The organism is Lysobacter hankyongensis, assembly GCF_039543145.1.
Lineage (GTDB): Bacteria > Pseudomonadota > Gammaproteobacteria > Xanthomonadales > Xanthomonadaceae > Lysobacter_I > Lysobacter_I hankyongensis.
In genome coordinates this window covers 110,993-130,530 of record NZ_BAABJE010000017.1, presented here as the reverse complement: position 1 = coordinate 130,530, position 19,538 = coordinate 110,993, and the positions used below count along the sequence as shown (strand labels likewise).

At 64.0% G+C, this 19,538-nt stretch carries 16 protein-coding genes and 1 pseudogene; 11 read left to right on the top strand and 6 right to left on the bottom strand.

All coding sequences use genetic code 11. The features are described from left to right. Nucleotides 1–121: 121 nt before the first annotated feature. Entirely contained in the window at nucleotides 122–1,384 is a 1,263-nt protein-coding gene (locus ABD974_RS15795; RefSeq protein WP_345304295.1) for a 2OG-Fe(II) oxygenase, read from the bottom strand. Next, nucleotides 1,381–2,949 (bottom strand): phospholipase D family protein, encoded by a 1,569-nt coding sequence (locus ABD974_RS15790; RefSeq protein WP_345304294.1) that lies wholly within the window; start codon nucleotides 2,947–2,949, stop codon nucleotides 1,381–1,383. The genes ABD974_RS15795 and ABD974_RS15790 overlap by 4 nt, the downstream gene beginning before the upstream one ends. A gap of 131 nt (nucleotides 2,950–3,080) precedes the next feature. On the opposite strand from ABD974_RS15790, the gene ABD974_RS15785 reads away from it, so the two are divergent. The 3 genes and pseudogenes from ABD974_RS15785 (at nucleotide 3,081) to ABD974_RS15775 (ending at nucleotide 8,797) form a co-directional block, all read left to right on the top strand. After that, nucleotides 3,081–6,725: a methylmalonyl-CoA mutase family protein gene (locus ABD974_RS15785; protein WP_345304293.1), complete on the top strand. Its 3,645-nt coding sequence runs from the start codon at nucleotides 3,081–3,083 to the stop codon at nucleotides 6,723–6,725. A 466-nt stretch (nucleotides 6,726–7,191) separates the two neighbouring features. Continuing rightward, nucleotides 7,192–7,412: pseudogene (locus ABD974_RS15780) on the top strand (hypothetical protein); the annotation flags it as partial. A gap of 2 nt (nucleotides 7,413–7,414) precedes the next feature. Further along, nucleotides 7,415–8,797: an NUDIX domain-containing protein gene (locus ABD974_RS15775; RefSeq protein WP_345304291.1), complete on the top strand. Its 1,383-nt coding sequence runs from the start codon at nucleotides 7,415–7,417 to the stop codon at nucleotides 8,795–8,797. A gap of 234 nt (nucleotides 8,798–9,031) precedes the next feature. Here ABD974_RS15775 and ABD974_RS15770 read toward each other — a convergent pair whose 3' ends face one another. Continuing rightward, on the bottom strand, nucleotides 9,032–9,832 hold the full coding sequence (locus ABD974_RS15770) for a hypothetical protein (protein WP_345304290.1): 801 nt from the start codon (nucleotides 9,830–9,832) through the stop codon (nucleotides 9,032–9,034). Nucleotides 9,833–11,077: 1,245 nt separating this feature from the next. Here ABD974_RS15770 and ABD974_RS15765 point away from each other — a divergent pair. Then, the gene (locus tag ABD974_RS15765) at nucleotides 11,078–11,734 is read left to right on the top strand and encodes a hypothetical protein (RefSeq protein WP_345304289.1); all 657 of its coding nucleotides are present in this window, start codon (nucleotides 11,078–11,080) and stop codon (nucleotides 11,732–11,734) included. A 100-nt stretch (nucleotides 11,735–11,834) separates the two neighbouring features. On the opposite strand, the gene ABD974_RS15760 is transcribed toward ABD974_RS15765, so the two are convergent. Next, nucleotides 11,835–12,428 carry a BLUF domain-containing protein gene (locus ABD974_RS15760; protein ID WP_345304288.1) on the bottom strand — a complete coding sequence of 198 codons (594 nt, stop codon included), beginning with the start codon at nucleotides 12,426–12,428 and terminating at the stop codon, nucleotides 11,835–11,837. 378 nt (nucleotides 12,429–12,806) lie between these two features. On the opposite strand from ABD974_RS15760, the gene ABD974_RS15755 reads away from it, so the two are divergent. Continuing rightward, entirely contained in the window at nucleotides 12,807–13,358 is a 552-nt protein-coding gene (locus ABD974_RS15755) for a type 1 glutamine amidotransferase domain-containing protein (protein ID WP_345304287.1), read from the top strand. A 606-nt stretch (nucleotides 13,359–13,964) separates the two neighbouring features. Here the strand turns inward: ABD974_RS15755 and ABD974_RS15750 are convergent. Continuing rightward, nucleotides 13,965–14,399: a beta/gamma crystallin domain-containing protein gene (locus ABD974_RS15750; protein ID WP_345304286.1), complete on the bottom strand. Its 435-nt coding sequence runs from the start codon at nucleotides 14,397–14,399 to the stop codon at nucleotides 13,965–13,967. 137 nt (nucleotides 14,400–14,536) lie between these two features. Between ABD974_RS15750 and ABD974_RS15745 the strand changes: the two genes are divergently transcribed. The 6 genes from ABD974_RS15745 to ABD974_RS15720 all read left to right on the top strand — a co-directional run bounded on the left by ABD974_RS15745 (nucleotide 14,537) and on the right by ABD974_RS15720 (nucleotide 18,753). Further along, nucleotides 14,537–15,130 (top strand): DUF1993 domain-containing protein, encoded by a 594-nt coding sequence (locus ABD974_RS15745; protein ID WP_345304285.1) that lies wholly within the window; start codon nucleotides 14,537–14,539, stop codon nucleotides 15,128–15,130. Nucleotides 15,131–15,506: 376 nt separating this feature from the next. Continuing rightward, entirely contained in the window at nucleotides 15,507–16,277 is a 771-nt protein-coding gene (locus ABD974_RS15740; RefSeq protein WP_345304284.1) for a peptidoglycan DD-metalloendopeptidase family protein, read from the top strand. Between the two features lie 10 nt (nucleotides 16,278–16,287). Then, nucleotides 16,288–17,169, top strand: coding sequence for a HEAT repeat domain-containing protein (locus tag ABD974_RS15735; protein WP_345304283.1), 882 nt, complete (start codon nucleotides 16,288–16,290; stop codon nucleotides 17,167–17,169). A 131-nt stretch (nucleotides 17,170–17,300) separates the two neighbouring features. Further along, nucleotides 17,301–17,909, top strand: coding sequence for a hypothetical protein (locus ABD974_RS15730; RefSeq protein WP_345304282.1), 609 nt, complete (start codon nucleotides 17,301–17,303; stop codon nucleotides 17,907–17,909). Nucleotides 17,910–17,991: 82 nt separating this feature from the next. Next, nucleotides 17,992–18,318: a hypothetical protein gene (locus tag ABD974_RS15725; RefSeq protein ID WP_345304281.1), complete on the top strand. Its 327-nt coding sequence runs from the start codon at nucleotides 17,992–17,994 to the stop codon at nucleotides 18,316–18,318. 117 nt (nucleotides 18,319–18,435) lie between these two features. Further along, nucleotides 18,436–18,753, top strand: a complete 318-nt coding sequence (locus ABD974_RS15720; RefSeq protein ID WP_345304280.1) for a hypothetical protein — start codon at nucleotides 18,436–18,438, stop codon at nucleotides 18,751–18,753. Nucleotides 18,754–18,856: 103 nt separating this feature from the next. On the opposite strand, the gene trmY is transcribed toward ABD974_RS15720, so the two are convergent. Further along, complete coding sequence (gene trmY, locus ABD974_RS15715) at nucleotides 18,857–19,447, bottom strand: tRNA (pseudouridine(54)-N(1))-methyltransferase TrmY (RefSeq protein WP_345304279.1); 591 nt, start codon at nucleotides 19,445–19,447, stop codon at nucleotides 18,857–18,859. Between the last annotated feature and the right edge of the window lie 91 nt (nucleotides 19,448–19,538).

Sequence of the window (19,538 nt, the reverse complement as noted above, 5' to 3'; positions counted from 1 at the left end):
TTTCTGGGACTTTTCCCGCAACCTGTCGCGACTTCCGTCGCTCCCACAGGGGTGTGTCCCGATTCGATGCGGATTCATTTCGCTCGACCGGTTCAACCGGCTCGAGCGCACATGCCCGCGCTCACCAGTGCCGATATCGCCGCTGCCGGATCCACAGCGTCGCCAGCCATTTCTCGCCGCGTTCCACCGGCGTGCCCGCATGCAGCGAATCCGGATCGGGACGGCCGTCGGCGAACAGGTTGTCGAACACCACCGCGCGTCCCGGCATCGGTTCCACGCGCAGGCCGGGCACCGGGAATTCGGTGGCGCCGCCGGCCTCGACCGCATTGAGATACACGATGGTGGTGCGCGCGCGGTTGCCGGCATGCGGGCGATCCATCTGCAGCGTCGCCGCCGGCAGATAATCGCGATGCGGCCGGTATTGCTGGCCCGGCGCGTAGCGCAGCACGGTCAGCTGTTCGGCGTTGGGCAGATCGAACCCCGCGGCGTGCGTCATCCGCAGCTGCGCCATGCGCAGCGCGCTGTTTTCCATCACCGGATCGAAACTGGCTTCGCTGCTGGTGCGCACCGGCAGCGTGTACGGCACGCCCGTCACCGGGTCCGCGGTCTGCGAGGCGTGCAGATGCGGCTGGGCGCTGGCGATGAACAGCCGGCATTCGTCGGCGGAGAAGAATCGGTCGATCACCGCGACCCGCGGCATCGCGCTCACCGTTTGCGCCTGCGGCGGACGCAGCGCGTCTTCCAGCGCCAGCTGACGCGGCGGCCCCGGCTCGCCCGGCGGCGGCAGGGTGAAATCGGGCAGTCGCGACGCGCCGTTCGCTTCGAGCTGCGTCCACAGATCGGCGGCGGCATCGGCGTCGGCTTCGCAGCCTTCGCCATGCGCCAGGCGTTCGGCGAGCAGCACCGCGGCCACGGCGTTGCCGCGCGCGGCTGCGCGCTGCAGCAATTGCATGCACAGCGCCTGGTCCTCGGCCTGCGGCTTGCGCCCGAAATGGATGGCCGCGGCCAGCAGCGCGGGCTGAAAATCCGCCTGCACCGCGCGATGCAGGCGTTCGTTGATGCGTGCGTCGCGCGGCAGCGCCGCGCCACCCAGCGCGATGTTCGTCAGCAGTTCGCTCGCGGCCGGATGCCCGGCCTGTTCGGCGCGCTGCAGCCATTGCGCCGCGGTTTCCGGCGCGACCGGCCCGGCCATGCCATACAGCCGCATCCGCGCGTATTCGATCTGCGCCGGCGGATGCCCGGCCTCGGCCGCGCGCAGATGCCAGCGCTGCGCCTCGTCCATCCGCTGCGCGTCGACCAGCGCCAGCGCCAGCCGGAACGCATCCTCGGCCGATCCGGTCCCGGCCGCGGCCTGCAGCGCGTCCAATGTCGAAGATGCGTTCACAGTTGCGACTCCACGGGCAGCCACGAAATCGCGTGCGCGCTGAAACGCTGCCAGCCGCCGGTGTCCGGCTCCCGCGTCATCGACCGCGGCGGTCGCGCGGCGCGATCCAGCCAGCGCGGCGCGTTGGAGGCATCGAGATACATCCAGTAACTCAGGTCGGGGCTGGACAGCCGGAGATATTCGTCGCGCACCGCGCGCGCGAGGTCGGCGTCGTCGAACATCACGCCCATCTCGGTGTTCAGATACGCCGAGCGCGCGTCGAGATTGAACGAACCGATGAAGCCGCGCGTGTCGTCGACGCTGTAGGCCTTGGTGTGCAGGCTGGCGCCGCTGCTGCCGAACAGGCTGCTGTCGGGATGGCCCTGCGCGCGCAGTTCGTACACCCGCACGCCGCCGCGCAGCAGATCGTCGCGATACGGCCGATACGCGCCGTAGACCGCGGCCACGTCGTTCGCGGCCAGCGAATTGGTGACCACGCCCACGGTCAGGCCCTTGTCGACCAGCCCGTTGAGTTCCTGCGTCACCTCCGCGCCCGGCACGAAGTAGGGCGAGATCAGCAGCACCTTGCGTTTCGCGCCGGCGAGGTCGCGCGCGATCCGGTGCACCAGCCAGTCGTCGCGGCTGTCCTCGTCCCATTTCAGCGGCGGGTCCGCGACCAGATGCAGGCGATCGGTCCAGAACGGTTCCAGCCGCTTGCCGGCGTAATCGCGCACGTTCGGCGACGCCGCCACGCGCTGCAGATACCGCTGCGCCTGCGGGCCCGCGGCTTCGGCCTCGATCGCCTCGCCGATGCTGTCGAAGCCGCCCGCCGGCGCGCGCGCCAGCCCGGCCAGCGGCACCGCGGCCTCGCTGTTCCAGTAGCGGTCGAACATCGCGCTGGTTTCCAGCACCGCCGGCCCGAACAGCACCATGTCGAGGTCGCGGAAATTCACCTCGTCGCCGGCGCCGAAATACTCCACGCCGATGTTGCGCCCGCCGACCACCGCCACCCGGTTGTCGGCGATCCACGCCTTGTTGTGCATGCGATGGTTGACGCTGAAGACGCGCTGGATCAGTTCGACGATCCGCGCCGGCCCGGTGCGGTTGCGGAACGGGTTGTAGAGCCGAATCTCGACGTTCGGATGGCCGTCGAGCAGCAGCAGCTTGGAATCCATGCCCTCGGCGTTCATGTCGTCCAGCAGCATGCGCACGCGCACGCCGCGTTCGGCCGCGCGCCAGGCCTCGCGCCCGAGCAGGCGGCCGGTGAGGTCGTCGTGCCAGATGTAGTACTGCAGATCGAGGCTGCGTCCGGCCTTTTGCGCCGACAGCGCCCGCGCCGCGAACGCATCGACGCCGTCGGTGACCAGCAGTGCGCCGGTCTTGCCGGGGTGCTGGGCCAGCAGCGGCGCCAGTTCGCGGTCCAGTTCGGTGGCGTCGGCCTGCACCGGCAGGGCCGCGCTGGCGACACCGTTGGCCGGCGGCGTGAAGTGATTGGCCAGCAGCAGGCCGCTGCCGATCAGGGCCAGCAGCGAAAACGCGCCCCAGCGCACGATCCGCCAGCACCTTCCCCACGAAAACCGAGCCATCCGCGCCACCCCCGACTGCACCATGCGGGCCAGTATCCCCGGCGCTGCGGGTGGCGGGCAAGGCGCGGGCAGGGTCTGGCGGGGTGGGGCGGGCTAGAATACGGAATCGCCACAATCGCAGGACGCGCGCCATGAGCACGCCAGCCGTCAATCTCCCGTCCGCGCAGAACGAATCCTCGCCGCTGCGTTTCGTCACCGCCGCCAGCCTGTTCGACGGCCACGACGCCGCGATCAACATCATGCGCCGGCTGATCCAGGCCCAGGGCGCCGAGGTCATCCACCTCGGCCACAACCGCAGCGTCGAGGACGTGGTCCGCGCCGCGCTGCAGGAAGACGCCGACGCCATCGCCCTGTCCAGCTACCAGGGCGGCCACGTCGAATACTTCAAGTACATGGTCGACATGCTGAAGGAACGCAGCGCCGGCCACATCAAGGTCTTCGGCGGCGGCGGCGGCACCATCACCCCGGAAGAGATCCGCGAACTGCAGGCCTACGGCGTCGAACGCATCTACCATCCCAACGACGGCATGCACATGGGCCTCGTCGCGATGATCGAGGACGTGGTGCGCCGCGCCGGCGCGGCCCGCCTGCCGGTCGAGAAGCCGCACCGTGCCGAGTTCTCCGACGAGATCACCATCGGCCGCATGCTCAGCGCGATCGAAGAGAGCGCATTGGACGAATCCGAACTCGCCCACCTGCGCAAGGAATGGCAGCTGGCCGGCGGCAGGACCCCGGTCGTCGGCATCACCGGCACCGGCGGCGCCGGCAAGTCCTCGGTCACCGACGAACTGCTCAACCGCTTCCTCGCCAGCTTCCCCGACATGCGCATGGCGGTAATCTCGGTCGACCCCACCCGCCGCCGCACCGGCGGCGCGCTGCTCGGCGACCGCATCCGCATGAACTCGTTGCGGTCGAAGCGCGTGTTCATGCGCTCGATGGCCACGCGCCGCCAGCACATGGCGACGAACATCGTGCTGAAGGACTGCATCGCCTTCCTCAAGTCGCTGGGCTACGACCTCGTCATCGTCGAAACCGCCGGCATCGGCCAGAGCGATTCGGAGATCGTCGATCTCGTCGATTTCCCGATGTACGTGATGACCAGCGACTTCGGCGCGCCCAGTCAGCTCGAAAAGATCGACATGCTGGATTTCGCCGAACTCGTCGTGCTCAACAAGTTCGACAAGCGCGGCGCCGAAGACGCGCTGCGCGACGTGCGCAAGCAGTGGAAGCGCAACCGCGTCGCGTTCAACGTCGCCGACGAGGACGTGCCGGTCTACCCGACCATCGCCAGCCAGTTCAACGACCCCGGCATCAGTTGGATGTTCGCCAACCTCTGCCGCCTGCTGCGCGAGAAGCTCGGCCTGGGTCTCGTAGGAGGGGCTTCAGCCCCGAGCTCTTCGCCGAATGACGCGGCAGAGCAAAAGCTCGCGGCTAAAGCCGCTCCTACGAAAGGCTGTGATTTTCTGCCGTCCGTCGACACCACGCTGAAGGAACCGCGCGCCACGGTGCTGATCCCCGGCAACCGCGTGCGCTACCTCGCCGAGATCGCCGAGCAGGGCCGCGGCATCAACCGCCGCATCGAATCGCAGGCCGAGATCGCCGACCGCGCGCAGTCGTACTGGCAATCGCTGCATGACCTCGGTGATGCGGCGCTGCCGAAGGTCCTCGACCTCTACGCGCCCGACGCACTTCTCCTTCCCCCGCGTGCGGGGGAAGGTCGGGATGGGGGCGACGCCGCCGCGAACCCCGGCCCCCACCCCAACCCTCCCCCGCAGGCGGGGGAGGGAGTCGATAGAACCCTGCTGACGCTGCGCCAACGCTACAACGACGCCGTCCAGGCGCTCGATAGCGAAGCGGTCAAGCTGCTGCGCGAATGGCCCGCGCGGCTGAAATCCATCGTCGACGAGGTCAACGAATACCAGGTCCGCGACAAGACCATCCGCGTCGAGAACTACCGCGAATCGCTGTCGCACCAGAAGGTGCCGAAGATCGCCGCGCCCACCTACCGGAGCTGGGGCGAGCTGCTGACCTTCCTGCAGAAGGAAAACCTGCCCGGTTCCTATCCGTACACCGGCGGCGTGTACCCGTACCGCCGCACCGGCGAAGACCCGATCCGCATGTTCGCGGGCGAGGGCACGCCGGAGCGCACCAACCGCCGCTTCCACTACCTCAGCGTCGGCCAGCCGGCCGCGCGCCTGTCCACCGCCTTCGACAGCGTGACCCTGTACGGCGAAGACCCGGCGCCGCGCCCCGACATCTACGGCAAGATCGGCAATTCCGGCGTCAACATCGCCACGCTCGACGACATGAAGAAGCTGTATTCCGGCTTCGACCTCTGCGCGCCCAGCACCTCGGTGTCGATGACCATCAACGGCCCCGCGCCGATCATCCTCGCGATGTTCATGAACACCGCGATCGACCAGCAGGTCGAGAAACATCTGCGCGCGGATCAGGCGCGCTGGGACGCCGCGCATGCGGTCATCGAGACACTGTTCGAAGGTCGCGCGCGCCCCGAATACAGCGGCGCGCTGCCCGAGACCAACGACGGCCTCGGCCTCGGCCTGCTCGGCGTCACCGGCGACCAGGTGGTCGACGCCGAGACCTACGCCAACATCAAGGCGCAGACCCTCGCCAGCGTGCGCGGCACGGTGCAGGCCGACATCCTCAAGGAAGACCAGGCCCAGAACACCTGCATCTTCAGCACCGAATTCGCGATGCGGATGATGGGCGACATCCAGCAGTATTTCGTCGAGAAGAACGTCCGCAACTTCTACTCGGTGTCGATCAGCGGCTACCACATCGCCGAAGCCGGCGCGAACCCGATCAGCCAGCTTGCCTTCACCCTGTCTAATGGTTTTACCATCGTCGAGTACTACCTCGCGCGCGGCATGAAGATCGACGACTTCGCGCCCAACCTGTCGTTCTTCTTCAGCAACGGCATGGACCCGGAATACACCGTCATCGGCCGCGTCGCCCGCCGCATCTGGGCGCGTGCGATGCGCGAACGCTACGGCGCCAGCGCCCGCAGCCAGATGATGAAGTACCACATCCAGACCTCGGGCCGCTCGCTGCACGCCCAGGAAATCCAGTTCAACGACATCCGCACCACGCTGCAGGCCCTGTACGCCCTGTTCGACAACTGCAACAGCCTGCACACCAACGCATACGACGAAGCCATCACCACGCCGACCGAAGAGTCCGTGCGCCGCGCCGTGGCCATCCAGATGATCATCAACAAGGAACTGGGCCTCAATTTCTGCGAGAACCCCTGGCAGGGCAGCTTCATCGTCGACAAGCTCACCGACATCGTCGAGGAGGCCGTCTACAGGGAATTCGAAGCCATCAGCGAACGCGGCGGCGTGCTCGGCGCCATGGACACCATGTACCAGCGCGGCAAGATCCAGGAAGAGTCGCTGTATTACGAGCACAAGAAGCACGACGGCAGCCTGCCGCTGATCGGCGTGAACACCTTCCTGCCGAAGGATCATGGCGGGGATATCGTCACCGAGATCGAGCTGATCCGGTCGACGGAGGGGGAGAAGGGGCAGCAGATTGCGAATGTGGCGGGGTATCAGACCCTGCGCAACGCGCTTTCGCTGTCCGTAGGAGCGGCTTCAGCCGCGAGCTCTGCCCCCGGCCTCGCCTACCTCCAGAAAACCGCCCGCGACCGCGCCAACGTCTTCACCGCCTTGATGGAAGCCGTGAAAACCCACTCTCTCGGCCAGATCAGCCATGCGCTGTACGACGTGGGCGGGGAATACAGAAGGAACATGTAAGGCCGGCCCTCGGGATGACGGCCTTTCCTTGCCGTCATCCCCACGAAGGTTGGGATCCAGCTTCAAACGTTTTCCGGGGCAGTGCGTGTCGCTCACGAATTTGACGGCATCCGGACCCCATTGAAAGCCAATGCGGGCCAGCTCGACATGGAAGAAGTGCGGCGCTACTTTGCACTCTTCGACCGGGAAGACTTGCTGGAGGCGCTGACGCATGGTCGTTGAACGACCCCCCGAAGCGGTGCCCCCATTCTGCTTGTCGCTGATGGCGGTCTGCCTGAAACGCTGCCGCGGAGCACCGATCCCATCGCGGATTGGATCGATCTGATGGAAGTTGTAGAGGCGTTGTGTCCGAAATGGCCGGCGCCCGAGCCGCTGCGGGTGGGGTGGGTGTATCGGTTGTAGGGTTGTAGGCTGGGTCATCGACCCAGCGGTTTGAAGGTGCTGGGTCGATGACCTAGCCTACGTGCTGATCCGGTCGACGGAGGGGAGAAGGTGCAGCAGATCGAGAATGTGGCGGGGTATCAGGCCCTGCGGAACACGCCGGAAGGGCTGGGGTATCTGCAGAAGACCGTCCGGGATCGCGCGAATGTGTTCGCGGCGCTGATGGAAGCTGTCAAATCTTACAGCTTGGGGCAGATTTCACATGCTCTTTACGATGTGGGTGGGGAGTGCAGGAGGAATATGTAGTCATGGCCAAGAAAAAGGTGGTGAAAAGCGAGCCTAAGAGTGATCGGCAACTCAAGGCTGAGCGTCTTGCCGTCAAGATTAGGGAAGCGATGCCTAGGCCCATAGTTATAGAATTCGCGGGCTTGCCAAAAGCTGGAAAAAGTTCAACGCTCACAAATGTTCAAATGTTTCTTAAGCGTTGCGGATTTAAAACGGAGGTTGTCGTTGAGAGAGCTTCCGTGTGCCCTATAAAAGACAAAAAGCATGCCCACTTTAATGCGTGGACAGCATGCACAACACTTTCTCAGGTTCTGGAAAAAACTCAAGATCCGCCTAGAGAAGATGATGCGCAAATTCTATTCTTGGATCGAGGTCTATTTGACGCGATCTGTTGGTTTCGGGTTATGGAAAGGCTTCGCAGGGTAAAGCCTGAAGATCGAGAGCAGATTGAAAAATTTCTACGCATTGACGATTGGCGGGAAAAGATAACAGGCGTAATTCTCATGACTGCTAGCCCAGAGGATGCGTTGCGTAGAGAGGTTGGACTCTTGGATTTCGTAGGCACCCCGGGCTCAATAATGAATGCGCAGGTTTTAGATCAGTTGCGAACCATTTACGACAAGGCTGCTGACGATCTGTCCAGTAATTTTGAAATCGTGAGAATAGATACATCAGCTCCTCAATTGGACAGTCCACGCCAGTCCGCTGAATACGCTTTGGACCGAGTTCTTGAAATGATTGAGTTTGCGCTAGAGGAGCGGATTTTGTTTCTGCCGACCTCAAGCGTTGAAAGGGTTTTTGGCTCGTCCAAAGCGGTGGGTCTGGAGAGTGCGCGCCAGCTTGCTAAAAATTTTGAATCTTCCGGTATCTACAAGGCACGCATAGAAGTCGAGCCAGATGTCACTGCTGTCCAAGCACTGCCCATAGTAGTGGTCAGAAATAAGACTGGTGATGTTTTGGTGCTTCTTCGCAGGGAGCCAAATCCAAAGAATCCGCTTCATGAGAAAGTTGTGATCTGGGCTGGCGGTCATGCTAGAGAAGAGGATGGTCCGATTAATGCTTTAGCAGAATGTGCATCAAGAGAGTTGTATGAAGAGCTTCGAGTTAGTGTTGATGCCAAGGAATTGACACTTTTGGGGGCAATATACGATCGATCCAATGATAGATCGGCGAGGCATGCTGCGATGGTTTATGAGTGGCGTGCTCCCAGTGATGATGTCGCGATAGCGCTCAGCTCAGATGAGTTCTTTGAGCGGCATGGGACATCGCTTACTGGGAACTTCGTAACTCTTCAGGATTTATCGCAACGGATAGAGGCAGGTGAGATAAATGAAAGTTGGTCAATTTCGGTTGCGGATTTTCTGCTTTCGCATTCGGGAGTTCGTTCCGGAGATCGTTTGATCTAATCCTATTTGTGAGAACAGGGTGGGCAGAGTCTGAGGTATCCCCGCGTTTTTCCTCCGTGAACTCGTAAGGCGGACTTGAGCCCGCCCTGCGACCGAGCTGGAGTGGGGTCAGTCAACTCGCAAGGCGGGCTTGAGCCCGCCCTGCGGTCGAGCTCAAGTGTCGCCGGCCGGGTCTTCGACCCGGGCTTTGTTGGGTGTGGCCATTGCGGGAAGCGGAGCCCCCGGTGGACGCGTTCAGTATGTCGGCTCGGTATCGCTCACGGACGCATAGCCGAAGCAATCGCCGTACCCCATGGCTGTGGTTTCCGCAATCAGCGAGTGGGTCCAATTGAAGTCGGTCACGTATCCGGTCGAAACCCAGGAGCCGATTGAGGTTCCCAAGGATTCGTAGGCAGTGACGCCTGTACGTTTGTTCTTCGCATAGGCCGTCATCCGCAGGCCGCCCAGGTAGCTGGGTAGATTGACCGGTCTGCGTACAATTCCGTTTCCGGCGGCAATGGCGCGCGCGTAGTAGTGATTCCAGCCGCCGCCGCCATTGTCGACGTAGAACTCGACATCCGCGCCCAGGGTTGCAGTTGCGTAATAGAAAACTGTCGTCCATGCCGCTGGGTCTTCGGTATTCTCGGATGTGCTGGTGTAGATATGCGAGATGCAGTTGAAGATGTGGTAGACCGGCGGAGACTGCTTGGTCCCGTTTCCCATCAGCTGATCGAGTTCCGCATAGCGTGAGAGTGCTTCTTCCAGTTGCAGGACGCTTTGCGCTGCGTATGGGTCAGGCGTGCCTGCCAGAATGGCATCGGCAACGCGCGCGCGCTGGATGCTGAGATCGTATTCCAGGCCGCTTCGTCCGATCGAGACCGTTTTGCCTGTGGACGGGCCGTTGACGATGAGATAGACGCCAGGCGCGATTTTTTCTGCCTGACCGCTGTATTGCTGCTCGAATTGCGCCTCGCTTTCAATCTGGAATTCGTTGTCGGCGACTGCATTGCCGCCGATCGCCAATGCGGCGAAGATGATCGGACTGAGGTGCTTCATGGGGTGATGTCTCCTGCTCTTCGAAAGGGGACGGGAAGCCGGTCCGGTGGTGAAGGAAAGCTCCCTGTGGACTGGAACATGCTGGCCGAAATGGATGTGCCGACAGGGTTAGCGTGTTCCCTGGAAAAACAGGATCAGAACAGCAGGGGGCAGAGTCTGAGGTATCCCCACGAATTTTCCATGAGACGCAGTAATTTCTCAGTTCCGACGGCATTCGTGAACCGGTTCTGGTCTTGATCTTCCGGGGCCCCTGGTCGCGACGGGTTTCGTGGATCAGGCCCAACGGGCGCGCGGCAGGACGCCGCGCGTTTTTCGACAGGACACGGACGTCCTGTCGAAAAACCCCGCGAAACCCGTGGACCCGGCGCAACGCGCCGGGCGCGACCGACGGGGTGTGCTTTCTTTTGGTTATCTTTTCTTGACTCGCGCTGCGCGCTCGCCCTTCGGGCCGGCTTCGCCGTTCGCGCCGCTGCGCGGCGCAGTGGCACAAGCAAAGAAAAGTGACTCGCTCGCGGCAGCGAGCGAAACCAAGGCCATACGGCAGATCGTTCCGTTAGCCTGCGTAGCGAGTTGGATTCGAATCGATCACAAACAGGTCCCTCGCCTGCGGCTCGGGATGACAGTCGTATCAGAATGATCGTAACCCGATGATCTACTGAGCGAAAAAGTGGGGATACCTCAGGGTCAGAGTGGACTTTCTCGATGGAGTTCCGACTTCTTCGGCCTGCCGATCTTCCGCGGCCCCGTCGGGCGCCCGAGTTGGGCTTCGATGGCCTCGCGGAAGCGGCCCGTGCCGCGGCGCGTAGGATGGACTCGTAGGGTGGCGGTGAGCGCAGCGAACCCATCAGCATCGTGCCATGGTGTCACCGCATCGGTCGCACGCGCCGAGCTTGTGCCTCGATGTCGTTACGAGGTCGGCCTCGGCACCGTTCACGCCCACATGGTGGGGTTCGCTGCGTTCACCGCCACCCTGCAAGGCCTGGCCGCGATGCTTTGCGGCTTGCAACTCGCAGGTGGCTGGGATCCGCCCTGCGCCGCATGACGTCTTCGGCGGATGCGCCTTGCGGCATTGGCGGGGTCGATCGCCTCCTGCCCGCTTGCAGGAAAATGAACCTGAGCCCATTTTTACCGGTGTGCCCGGGTCGATGCAGCACCCGATATCATCGAATACCGGGCGATGGGCATCGTGGCAAGCGCAAGGACTTTGGCTGACAACGACATGAGGGCTTGATGAGAATTATGAGATTGGCGGGTTTGATCGGACTGACTGTCGTTTGCGGCTTGGCACAGGCCGGCGAACCTTATCTGCGTGTGGGCGTCGATTACGGCACGGTCTTTTCGAGCGAGAAGCCGAAGAAGAACGAACCGAAAGGCTGCCTCGCCGGCAGCGTGGGGCGGATGACTGCAAGCAAGGGCGGACCGAGTTCGGTGCGTATCGGCATCCATTTCCAGGGCGCCGATGCGCCTCGCGGAACTCGCAAGCGGATGATCGAGCTGGGCTGGTGGCAGCCGATGTCGGGGCAGCCGCCTGAAATCCGCGAAGGCGATTCGGTGCGCGACGTGTTCCTGATCTGCCTGCGTCCCGGCGAGTACAGGCTGGCCACTTTCACCTTCGGCTACAACACCGTGACGAAGTACATGGGGGAGCACATGGTGCTCCCGCTGAGGGTCGAGGCCGGCAAGACCCATTACCTCGGCAGCTTCATGCTGAGCGATCAAGGCGAGATCCATCCCTGTTCGGGGGAGGATCGCGGGTTGCGGATGATTCTGCAGGATCGCGCGGAGGTCGATATACCCCTGATCAACCGTTTCGTAGAAGGCGAGCCGGCGTTCGCCGACATTCCCGACGTGCGTGGTCACGAGCCGCTTTTTTATGGTTGTCTGCCCGTACCGGTGCGGTGACGATTCGCAACGCGGGCCCCGGGCCCGCCGATGTCGAAACGGACGACACGCATGATGCGACGTCGCTGAAGCATTTTCCGTCCCGCGCGCGCGATGCGTCTCAGCGGAAGGCACCCATCGCGGCGGCGATGCCGGCGACCACCGCGATCGCGACCGCGGCTGCGGTTGCGGCTGCGATCGTCCACGGGCTGCGGGCGTTCCCGGGTCGGGTCGTGGCCGCACCGGGCCGTGTCGTCTCTTCGGCCGCGGCGGCCGTGGGATCGAGATCCCGGCCGGTGCCCAGCAGCTCCAGCACGCGGGCCACCGCGGCCTGGTCGAAGCGGTAGGGATCGAAGGTCGCCAGCCCGAGCTCGCGCAGCAGGCCCTTCATCTCCGCATCGAGCGGCACGTACTTCATGGCCCAGCTGGCGAAGCTGGTGCGCTCGATGGGGCGGCGCACCAGGACCTTGAGGTCGGTGTGGCGCGGGTCCCGGAGCAGGGCGGCATAAAGGCGTTCGACCTCCGCTGCGTGGCCTTCCAGGCACTGGAAGAAGCAGCCGTCGCCGAAGTACAGCGCCCCGACCAGGCCACGCCGCGCATTGTTGACGCGCGACTGGGCCAGAATCCTCGCGACGCTGGGCTCGATCCCCAGTTCGGCGGGCATGGTGGTGAAGGTCGAGCGGCTCACGTACACGATCTGGACCAGGTCCGGCACGGTCTTGTCTCCCTTCTGTGGGTGCGTTCATGGCGGCGGCACGCGCGAGGAACATCCTCGCGCCGTGCATCGCGCCCAAACGGTACGGTGCGTCGACGGTCATGGATGCACTCCCGGATGCATCCCGGTCGCATCGGTTGCCGGCCGAACCCGCAAGGCGGGCATGAGCGCGCCCCGTGGCTCATGCAGCCCACGCACCTGCGAGGCGGCAGCCGCCGGGATGGCGTCGGATCGCACGGGCGCAGCGTGCATTTGTCCCGCGATCCGTGCGACATCCTTGCAAAAAGATCGGTGAAGCGCGCTCGCGTGGCCGGTTCACTGCGGGGTTAGCGATGCGCGTGCAGGCTGCGGTTCCCCCGAATATTCCAGGAAGCCGCCATGTCTTCGATGCCATCGATCAAACGCGTCGCGATCCTCGCCACCAACGGTTTCGAGCAGTCGGAACTGATGGTGCCTCGCCAGCAGCTCAAGGAGGCCGGCTTCGCCGTCGTGGTGGTCGCGCCGAAGGGTCCGCAAATCCGCGGATGGAAGGACAAGGACTGGGGCGAGGGCGTCGATGTCGATGCGGAGCTGGCCAGCGTGTCGCCGAACGATTTCGACGCGCTGGTGCTGCCGGGGGGCGTGATCAACCCCGACATGCTGCGGATCGATGCGGCGGCGATCGCGTTCATCAAGGCCTTCGACGACGCGGGCAAGCCGCTGGCGGCGGTCTGTCACGGCCCGTGGCTGCTGGTGGAATCCGGTGCCGCCAGGAACCGCAACGTCACGTCGTGGCCGTCGCTGAAGACCGATCTGACCAACGCCGGCGCGCACTGGCAGGACGCCGAGGTCGTGGTGGACGGGCATGTCATCACCAGCCGCAAGCCGGACGATCTGCCTGCCTTCTGCGCCGCGATCATCGATGCGTTGAATGGGCAAGACAAGTCGTAAGGCGGGCTTGAGCCCGCCCTGCGATCGAGCAGCTAAACGATGTTCGCAGGGCGGGCCCCGGGCCCGCCGGTGTCGAAGCGGATGGCACGCGGAATGCGATGAGGTCGAAGCACTCCGAATCGCAAGCCGGGTCCTGACCCGATGAAGACCGAGCGTCGAGTCGGTTGCTGGTGTCTACATTTCCGCGTCCGCCGCGAACGCGCCGTCGGACTCAAGGAGTGCCGTCACGGCGCTTCGCCATTCGCGCTCGTTCCTCCGCCAGCGTGAGCTGGCACTGCGCGACGCACACGTCCCGATCGAGCAGACACTGTTCGAAGGGCGGTGGCGTCGGAACGGTGTCGTCGCCCCTCGGCGGCAGCGGTATCGGTTGCGGGGGCGGCCTCTGACTGCCCAGGCAGCCAGCGAAGCCCGCGTCGCACCGATCCAGGCAGACGGCGGCATCGTCCGCCATCCGCGCACGCGCTTCGCGTCTCGACTGCCCGTATGCGGGCACTGCCATGAGGGCCACGATGCAAGCGGCGAGCCACCATCGTGCGTTCATGCGTCCTCCTTGTGGAAACCACTGGAATTCCGGCGTCCGGCCGTTGGCCGTCGCGCGCATGTGGATCATCGGCTGCACGCGCAGAGCGCTTCCGAAACTTCGTCGTTCCTTTTGTCGCCGACATAGTCCAGCTGGCCCGTGCGCGTCAGCTTCCAGCCTTTCCCGTCGACATGCTCCCACATGTACAGCGTGCAGTTGGCGCTGACCTTGTACGAGGAGATGCGGTCGTTCCAGTCCGGCCGATAGTCGTACTGAAAGCCTTCGCCTCTGTTTTCGACCATCTTCACGTGTGCGTTGTCTCTCAGGAAGAGAACTTCGCCGGCGAAATCGCGGTGTTCGTAAAGCCGGCAATCTGCCGACACCGATGTGGTGGTCCCCAAGGTTGCGGCCAGAAGAAGCGCGGACGCCAGCGAGGATTTTCGGTTCATGTCGATCTCCTTGATCTGCGTTGGAATGGAATCCCCCTGTCCGGAACCGCCGAGCGTCGTCTTTTCGCGCACTCGACGCGTTCATCAAGGGCATACGCAATCGACAAGCAGTATCGGCCAGCCGGCCTGCCTCTCATGACAACCCGCGACGAGGACACACTCACAAGGCGGGCTTGAGTCCGCCCCGCGCTGCATGACGTCTGCGGCGGATGCGCCTTGCGGCATTGACAGGCTCAATCGCATGCTGCCCGCTTGCCGGATACCATGCGCTTCCTCCACTGTGGAATCGATTCATGTCCCTCTCGATGCATGCCGCGTCCGTTCCCGTGTTCCAGCAGATGCTCGCTGCGCTGTCCGGCGTGCTGGCCAAGGCCGAAGCCCATGCGACCGAACGCAAGATCGAACCTGCGGCCCTGCTGCAGTCGCGTCTGTTTCCCGACATGTTCCCGTTGACGCGACAGGTGCAGATCGCCTGCGATTTCGCCACGAGCGTGTCGGCGCGGCTCGCCGGTGAGGATGTCCCGGCCTATGAGATCGGTGACCAGACGTTCGCCGACCTGCAGCAGCGGATCGCCGCGACATTGGCCTTCATCGGTGAATTGGACGCGGCGCGATTCGAAGGCAGCGAGGCGCGCGAGATCCTGTTGCGCCCCGGCACACCGAAGGAGCGCCGCATCGGCGGTCAGGCCTATCTGCTGTCGTACGGGCTGCCGCAGTTCTTCTTCCATGTCACCACCGCGTACGACCTGCTGCGCCACAACGGCGTGGAGATCGGCAAGAAGGATTTCATGGGCGCGTACTGACGGAATGTACGGGTCCAGCCGTCATACGGGCTTGGGCCCGATCTGCGCGACGACAATCGATGAGAGTCGATGCGAGGCGAGTCCGGTTTCAACGTGTTGAAAATCATGCACAGGCCGGGCAGTGCAAGAGGCGCGCAGAGCGGTTGACTATCCCTCGCGATCCCGGCATAACGACGGGCGTCGTGCGAATGCGACGAATCCTGTCGATGCAGGAAAGCGGTCTCCGCGAAATGCCGCGTGGCCGCCATGCATCGCAAGAACACGTCTCGGACAGGGGCGTGCGACCGCGCATCGTGGCCGCACGGCCGACCGGCGTGCGACGAATCCCGCAACCTGCGGCCCGTGTCCCGGGCCCTCAATTCAACGGAGTCATTGGATGAGTATCCGTTTCGGAACCGTGTTCTACAGTGCAATGTTCCTGCTGTTCGCGGTGCCCGCCGGCCGGGCATTGGCCGCGCCCGATTTCCAGATGCCGTTTCCGTGCAATCAGGTCTGGACCGGTTCGACCTGGAGCGGGCACAACCCGCTGTATGCGGTGGACCTCAACCGGCCCGACGACCTCGGCGATACGGTCGTGGCCTCCGCGGGCGGCACCGTGACCACGTCGGCGTATTCCACCACCAGCGGTTACGGCAACTACATCATCATCGACCACGGCGGTGGCTGGCAGACGCTGTACGCGCACCTGCAATCGCGCGATGTGTCGCGCGGCGCCTCGGTCAGCAGGGGCCAGCGCATCGGCACGGTGGGCAACACCAGCGCCACGGCGAGCATCGGCGTGCATCTGCATTACGAACAGCGCTACAGCGGCACGGTGCGGAAGATCGTCTGGAACGGCAACGCCATTCCGTACTACGTCAAGCAGAACTACACCAGCCGCAACTGCAGTTCGGGCGGGGCGGCCACCGGCACGGTCCGCACCAGCGGCGTCAACCTCAATGTGCGCGCGGGTCCCAGCACCGACCACGCGATCGTGGGCTCGCTGGCGAACGGCACCACGGTGACCATCCAGTGCCAGACCCGCGGGGAGTCGATCACCGGCACCTACGGCACCAGCACGCTGTGGAACCGGATCGGCAGCGGCCGCTTCATTCCGGATGCCTATACGTACACGGGCTCGGACGGCCGCGTCGCACCGGATTGTTGATCGCGTTCCGATGATGTCCGGCATCGGCGCGCGCTCGTCACGCCTTGCGTTGTCCGCGGTCGTCGCGCTCGTGGCGACTGCGGGCGCATGGGTGGCGTTCGATCGGCACCAGGCTGCGGATGCCGTGGCCCGCGAGGCGATGCCTGCGGGCCGCTCGGATCGGGCCGATGCCACGGCGGTACCTGCGGTCGCGAACGATCCGCGGCGCGGCCGTGCAGGCGGCATCGATGTGCAGGAGTTGATGCGTCGCTACACGCTCGAAACGGAGCTGGACAAGCGCGGTGCGCTGCTGGCGACCCTGCAGGCGAATCCCGACGACGAGGTGAAGCGATTCGCCCTCCAACTGGCCGCGAGCCGCGATCCGGTCGCACGGCGGGAAGGCCTCGAACTGCTCAAGGCCTTTCCCCTGAGCGATACGGACGTGCGCGGTTTCCTGGTGAGCGAGATCGATCGGGAACAGGATCCCGCCATGCTCACGACGCTGGTCGACATGTTGTCGCCGACCATGATCGCGTCGGAAGACGCCGCGCCGCTCGTGGCCCGGCTGACAGACCTGCGCGCGCATCCAGATCCGCAAGTGCGGGCCGCGAGCGTCCTGCAGACCTCGCAGTGGGATCGCGGCGACGGGCTGGAGAACGTACTGCACGAGGCCATGCGCGACCCCGACGAGCGGGTGAGGCTGGCGGCCATCGGCGGCATTACCGCCGAGCGCGTGCGTTCGGATCGGCTGAAGGAGATCCTGCTGGCGATCGCCAGCGATCCGCGGACCGGCGGCGAGGAGCGGAATCGCGCGCTGTTCGCCCTGGAAGGCTTCGCGTTGAATCGGGCCGAATACGAGATCTATCGGCAGGCCGCGCAGCTTGGCACGCCCGGCGACGGGCATGGGCATTGAGCGCACGCGGATCGGCGTTGGGGGTGTTCCCGTGAATCGCTCCCGGGGAAAGCGCAGGTCGGGTCCGCGGGTCTGGCCGGATTTCGGGCAGCGGTGCGTATTGGCTGGAACGGAATGAGGAGGCGTCGCGCATGGCGAAGATCACGCTGATCAACAGGACCGACGAGATGGTGCGCCTGGCGCTGTTCATTGCGCCGGTGCTCAATCCCAATCTGGCCGCCATCGCATGGAAGATCGTGTCGCCGCCTCCGGGCGGTTCGACGACGGTGAACATTCCTCCCGATTTCGCGGTGCAGGCCCGCTATGCCGGCGATCCATCCAGACCCTCCGAACTGGATACCACGACGGCGACCGTCGCCTTCGCCGAGACCACCGCCGCGTTCTCGATCGACAGCATCACGTCCGAGGATCGGCAGGCCACCGGCGCGGTCATCCACCAGATCTTCACGGATCTGGTGGTGAACGAGGTGCGCATCGCCAACCGCTTTCCGATCGGTGTCGAAGTGTCGATCCTCAAGGGCGGCGATCCGATCTATCCGCCGCAGGTGGTCTGGCCCGGTGGGATTCTGATGGAGGACGTCCGCGGATCGATCTCCGTCGCCGTGGTGTCGCAGTTCGCGACCAGGGGCCAGCGGCTGGTGCAGGAGGAAATCAGCCTGAGCCGGACCGAGGTGATCGATGGCGGGACGCTGCAGGTCACGGGATCGCAGTGGACGGGATACGCGCTGATGGCGTTGTAGCCGTCAAGCAGAAAGACCCGCTCTGCGAAAGGCGACGGCCGAAATGAAGATCATTTGTGCGCAGAACGTAAGAAATGAATCGATGATCGAATTCGTTTCGGATGATGTGTCCTTGCACGATTCTCCGGAAAGGTTCTATGCGGCCGCAATGCGCGCCCTGTTCCGTGGCACGGACTCGGATGAGAACTTTGAAAAATATCTATCGAGCGCCAGACAGAAGTCGCGCAGTGCTGCAGAACTCCGATCGGCGATTGCTCAACTCCTGAAGATCACGCCAATGCCGGACTACACGCCGGAGCTTGGCGACGTATCTTCGGTCTGCTCATTCAGAACCGAATGGAATGCGGAAGCGTATGTCTGGAGATCGGGTCAGCTGTATTGGCTGGTGTGTTGGGGGACTGCTGCCTAGTGCGCCGGGGCGACTGTATTGTGGCGATGGCGCGCACAGGGTAGGCTCGCAAGGTGGCGATGAGCACGGCGAACTCCGCCAGGATCACGTAAACGGCGGTAATACTTCGAGGTGCTGATGATTCAACTGGACAAGGCGCCGCCGTATTACCCGAGCGGCCATCGCGACTGTCTCGCCTTCAAGTTGTCTCACGGGGATATGGTTCGCCGCTTCGGTGAGGCGCATCGACGGATGGATGCGGAAGACGGCGAGCCGGGTCCATGCGAGTACTGGGGATATCGTGTCGATGACCATGATGTGCTGATCGTGTTTCATTTCGCGATTCCGGATGGGCCGGAGGCCATTGTCGAATCGGCGATGACGGACATCGACCGGCTGATCGATGTTCTGGATGTTCGTGAGATCGTTTCTTGGCGGCCCGACGCGGCGATGTGACCCGCGGGCTTGAATTCAGCCGATCGCGCGGTGTGGGTTGTGGGGTGGTATCGAATGCAGCGCCATGTCGTTCCGCACGGTGCTGACCGCCATTCGAGAGGGCTTACTGATCCAGCGCGTGATGGATCAGGGTCACGCATTGCGACGCGAACAGCATCGTCGGTCCCAGCGTGATCTTCTTCGCGCCCATGCGTTCGAGGCCGGGGATGATCTTCTTCGGCATCGGGATATGGTCGGTGAGCAGGAAGCACGGGTTGTCCGCGAACGCGACGTCGCGGATCGGCGTGCCCTTGCGGTCCATCAGGAACAGCTGGTGGTCTTCGGCCAGCGTCTGCACCAGTTTTTCGAAGCTCAGCGTCCGCACGTCGACGCCCGATTCCACCGGGCGGGTCTCTTCCTTGCCCATGCCCCGCGATGCATCCAGCGCCTTGGCCACCTTGCTCAGCAGGGCGCGCTCGTCGAAGCCGCCGAGCTCATGCATGGCGTTGATCTCGAACCGGATCGTGCGCGAGAAGTCGCGGGTGCTTTCCAGCACGAGGTAGACGACGACATCCGGGCGATGCGACTGGGCGATGAAGAGCGCGTTCATCAGCGTATGCGCCAGGATCTCGGTGTGGGCCTCTCCGCCGACCGATTCCCACAGTTTCTGGCTCTCGGTCGGTGCCGCCCGTGCCCTGAGTACGAAAGTCCGCATGTCTGTTCGCCGCCGTCCGATCCTGCGCGGCACCGCGCGTGCCGTGCGGCCATTGTCGCGCGAAACGGCGCCTGCGGTCATGCCACGGGGT

Excerpts from the sequence above, each read along its gene's own strand:
- ABD974_RS15790 (WP_345304294.1), bottom strand. The coding sequence starts at position 2,949 with ATGGCTCGGTTTTCGTGGGGAAGGTGCTGGCGGATCGTGCGCTGGGGC.
- ABD974_RS15785 (WP_345304293.1), top strand. The coding sequence starts at position 3,081 with ATGAGCACGCCAGCCGTCAATCTCCCGTCCGCGCAGAACGAATCCTCG.
- ABD974_RS15775 (WP_345304291.1), top strand. The coding sequence starts at position 7,415 with ATGGCCAAGAAAAAGGTGGTGAAAAGCGAGCCTAAGAGTGATCGGCAA.
- ABD974_RS15770 (WP_345304290.1), bottom strand. The coding sequence starts at position 9,832 with ATGAAGCACCTCAGTCCGATCATCTTCGCCGCATTGGCGATCGGCGGC.
- ABD974_RS15755 (WP_345304287.1), top strand. The coding sequence starts at position 12,807 with ATGTCTTCGATGCCATCGATCAAACGCGTCGCGATCCTCGCCACCAAC.
- ABD974_RS15745 (WP_345304285.1), top strand. The coding sequence starts at position 14,537 with ATGCGCCTTGCGGCATTGACAGGCTCAATCGCATGCTGCCCGCTTGCC.
- ABD974_RS15740 (WP_345304284.1), top strand. The coding sequence starts at position 15,507 with ATGAGTATCCGTTTCGGAACCGTGTTCTACAGTGCAATGTTCCTGCTG.
- ABD974_RS15735 (WP_345304283.1), top strand. The coding sequence starts at position 16,288 with ATGATGTCCGGCATCGGCGCGCGCTCGTCACGCCTTGCGTTGTCCGCG.
- ABD974_RS15730 (WP_345304282.1), top strand. The coding sequence starts at position 17,301 with ATGGCGAAGATCACGCTGATCAACAGGACCGACGAGATGGTGCGCCTG.
- ABD974_RS15725 (WP_345304281.1), top strand. The coding sequence starts at position 17,992 with ATGATCGAATTCGTTTCGGATGATGTGTCCTTGCACGATTCTCCGGAA.
- ABD974_RS15720 (WP_345304280.1), top strand. The coding sequence starts at position 18,436 with ATGATTCAACTGGACAAGGCGCCGCCGTATTACCCGAGCGGCCATCGC.
- trmY (WP_345304279.1), bottom strand. The coding sequence starts at position 19,447 with ATGCGGACTTTCGTACTCAGGGCACGGGCGGCACCGACCGAGAGCCAG.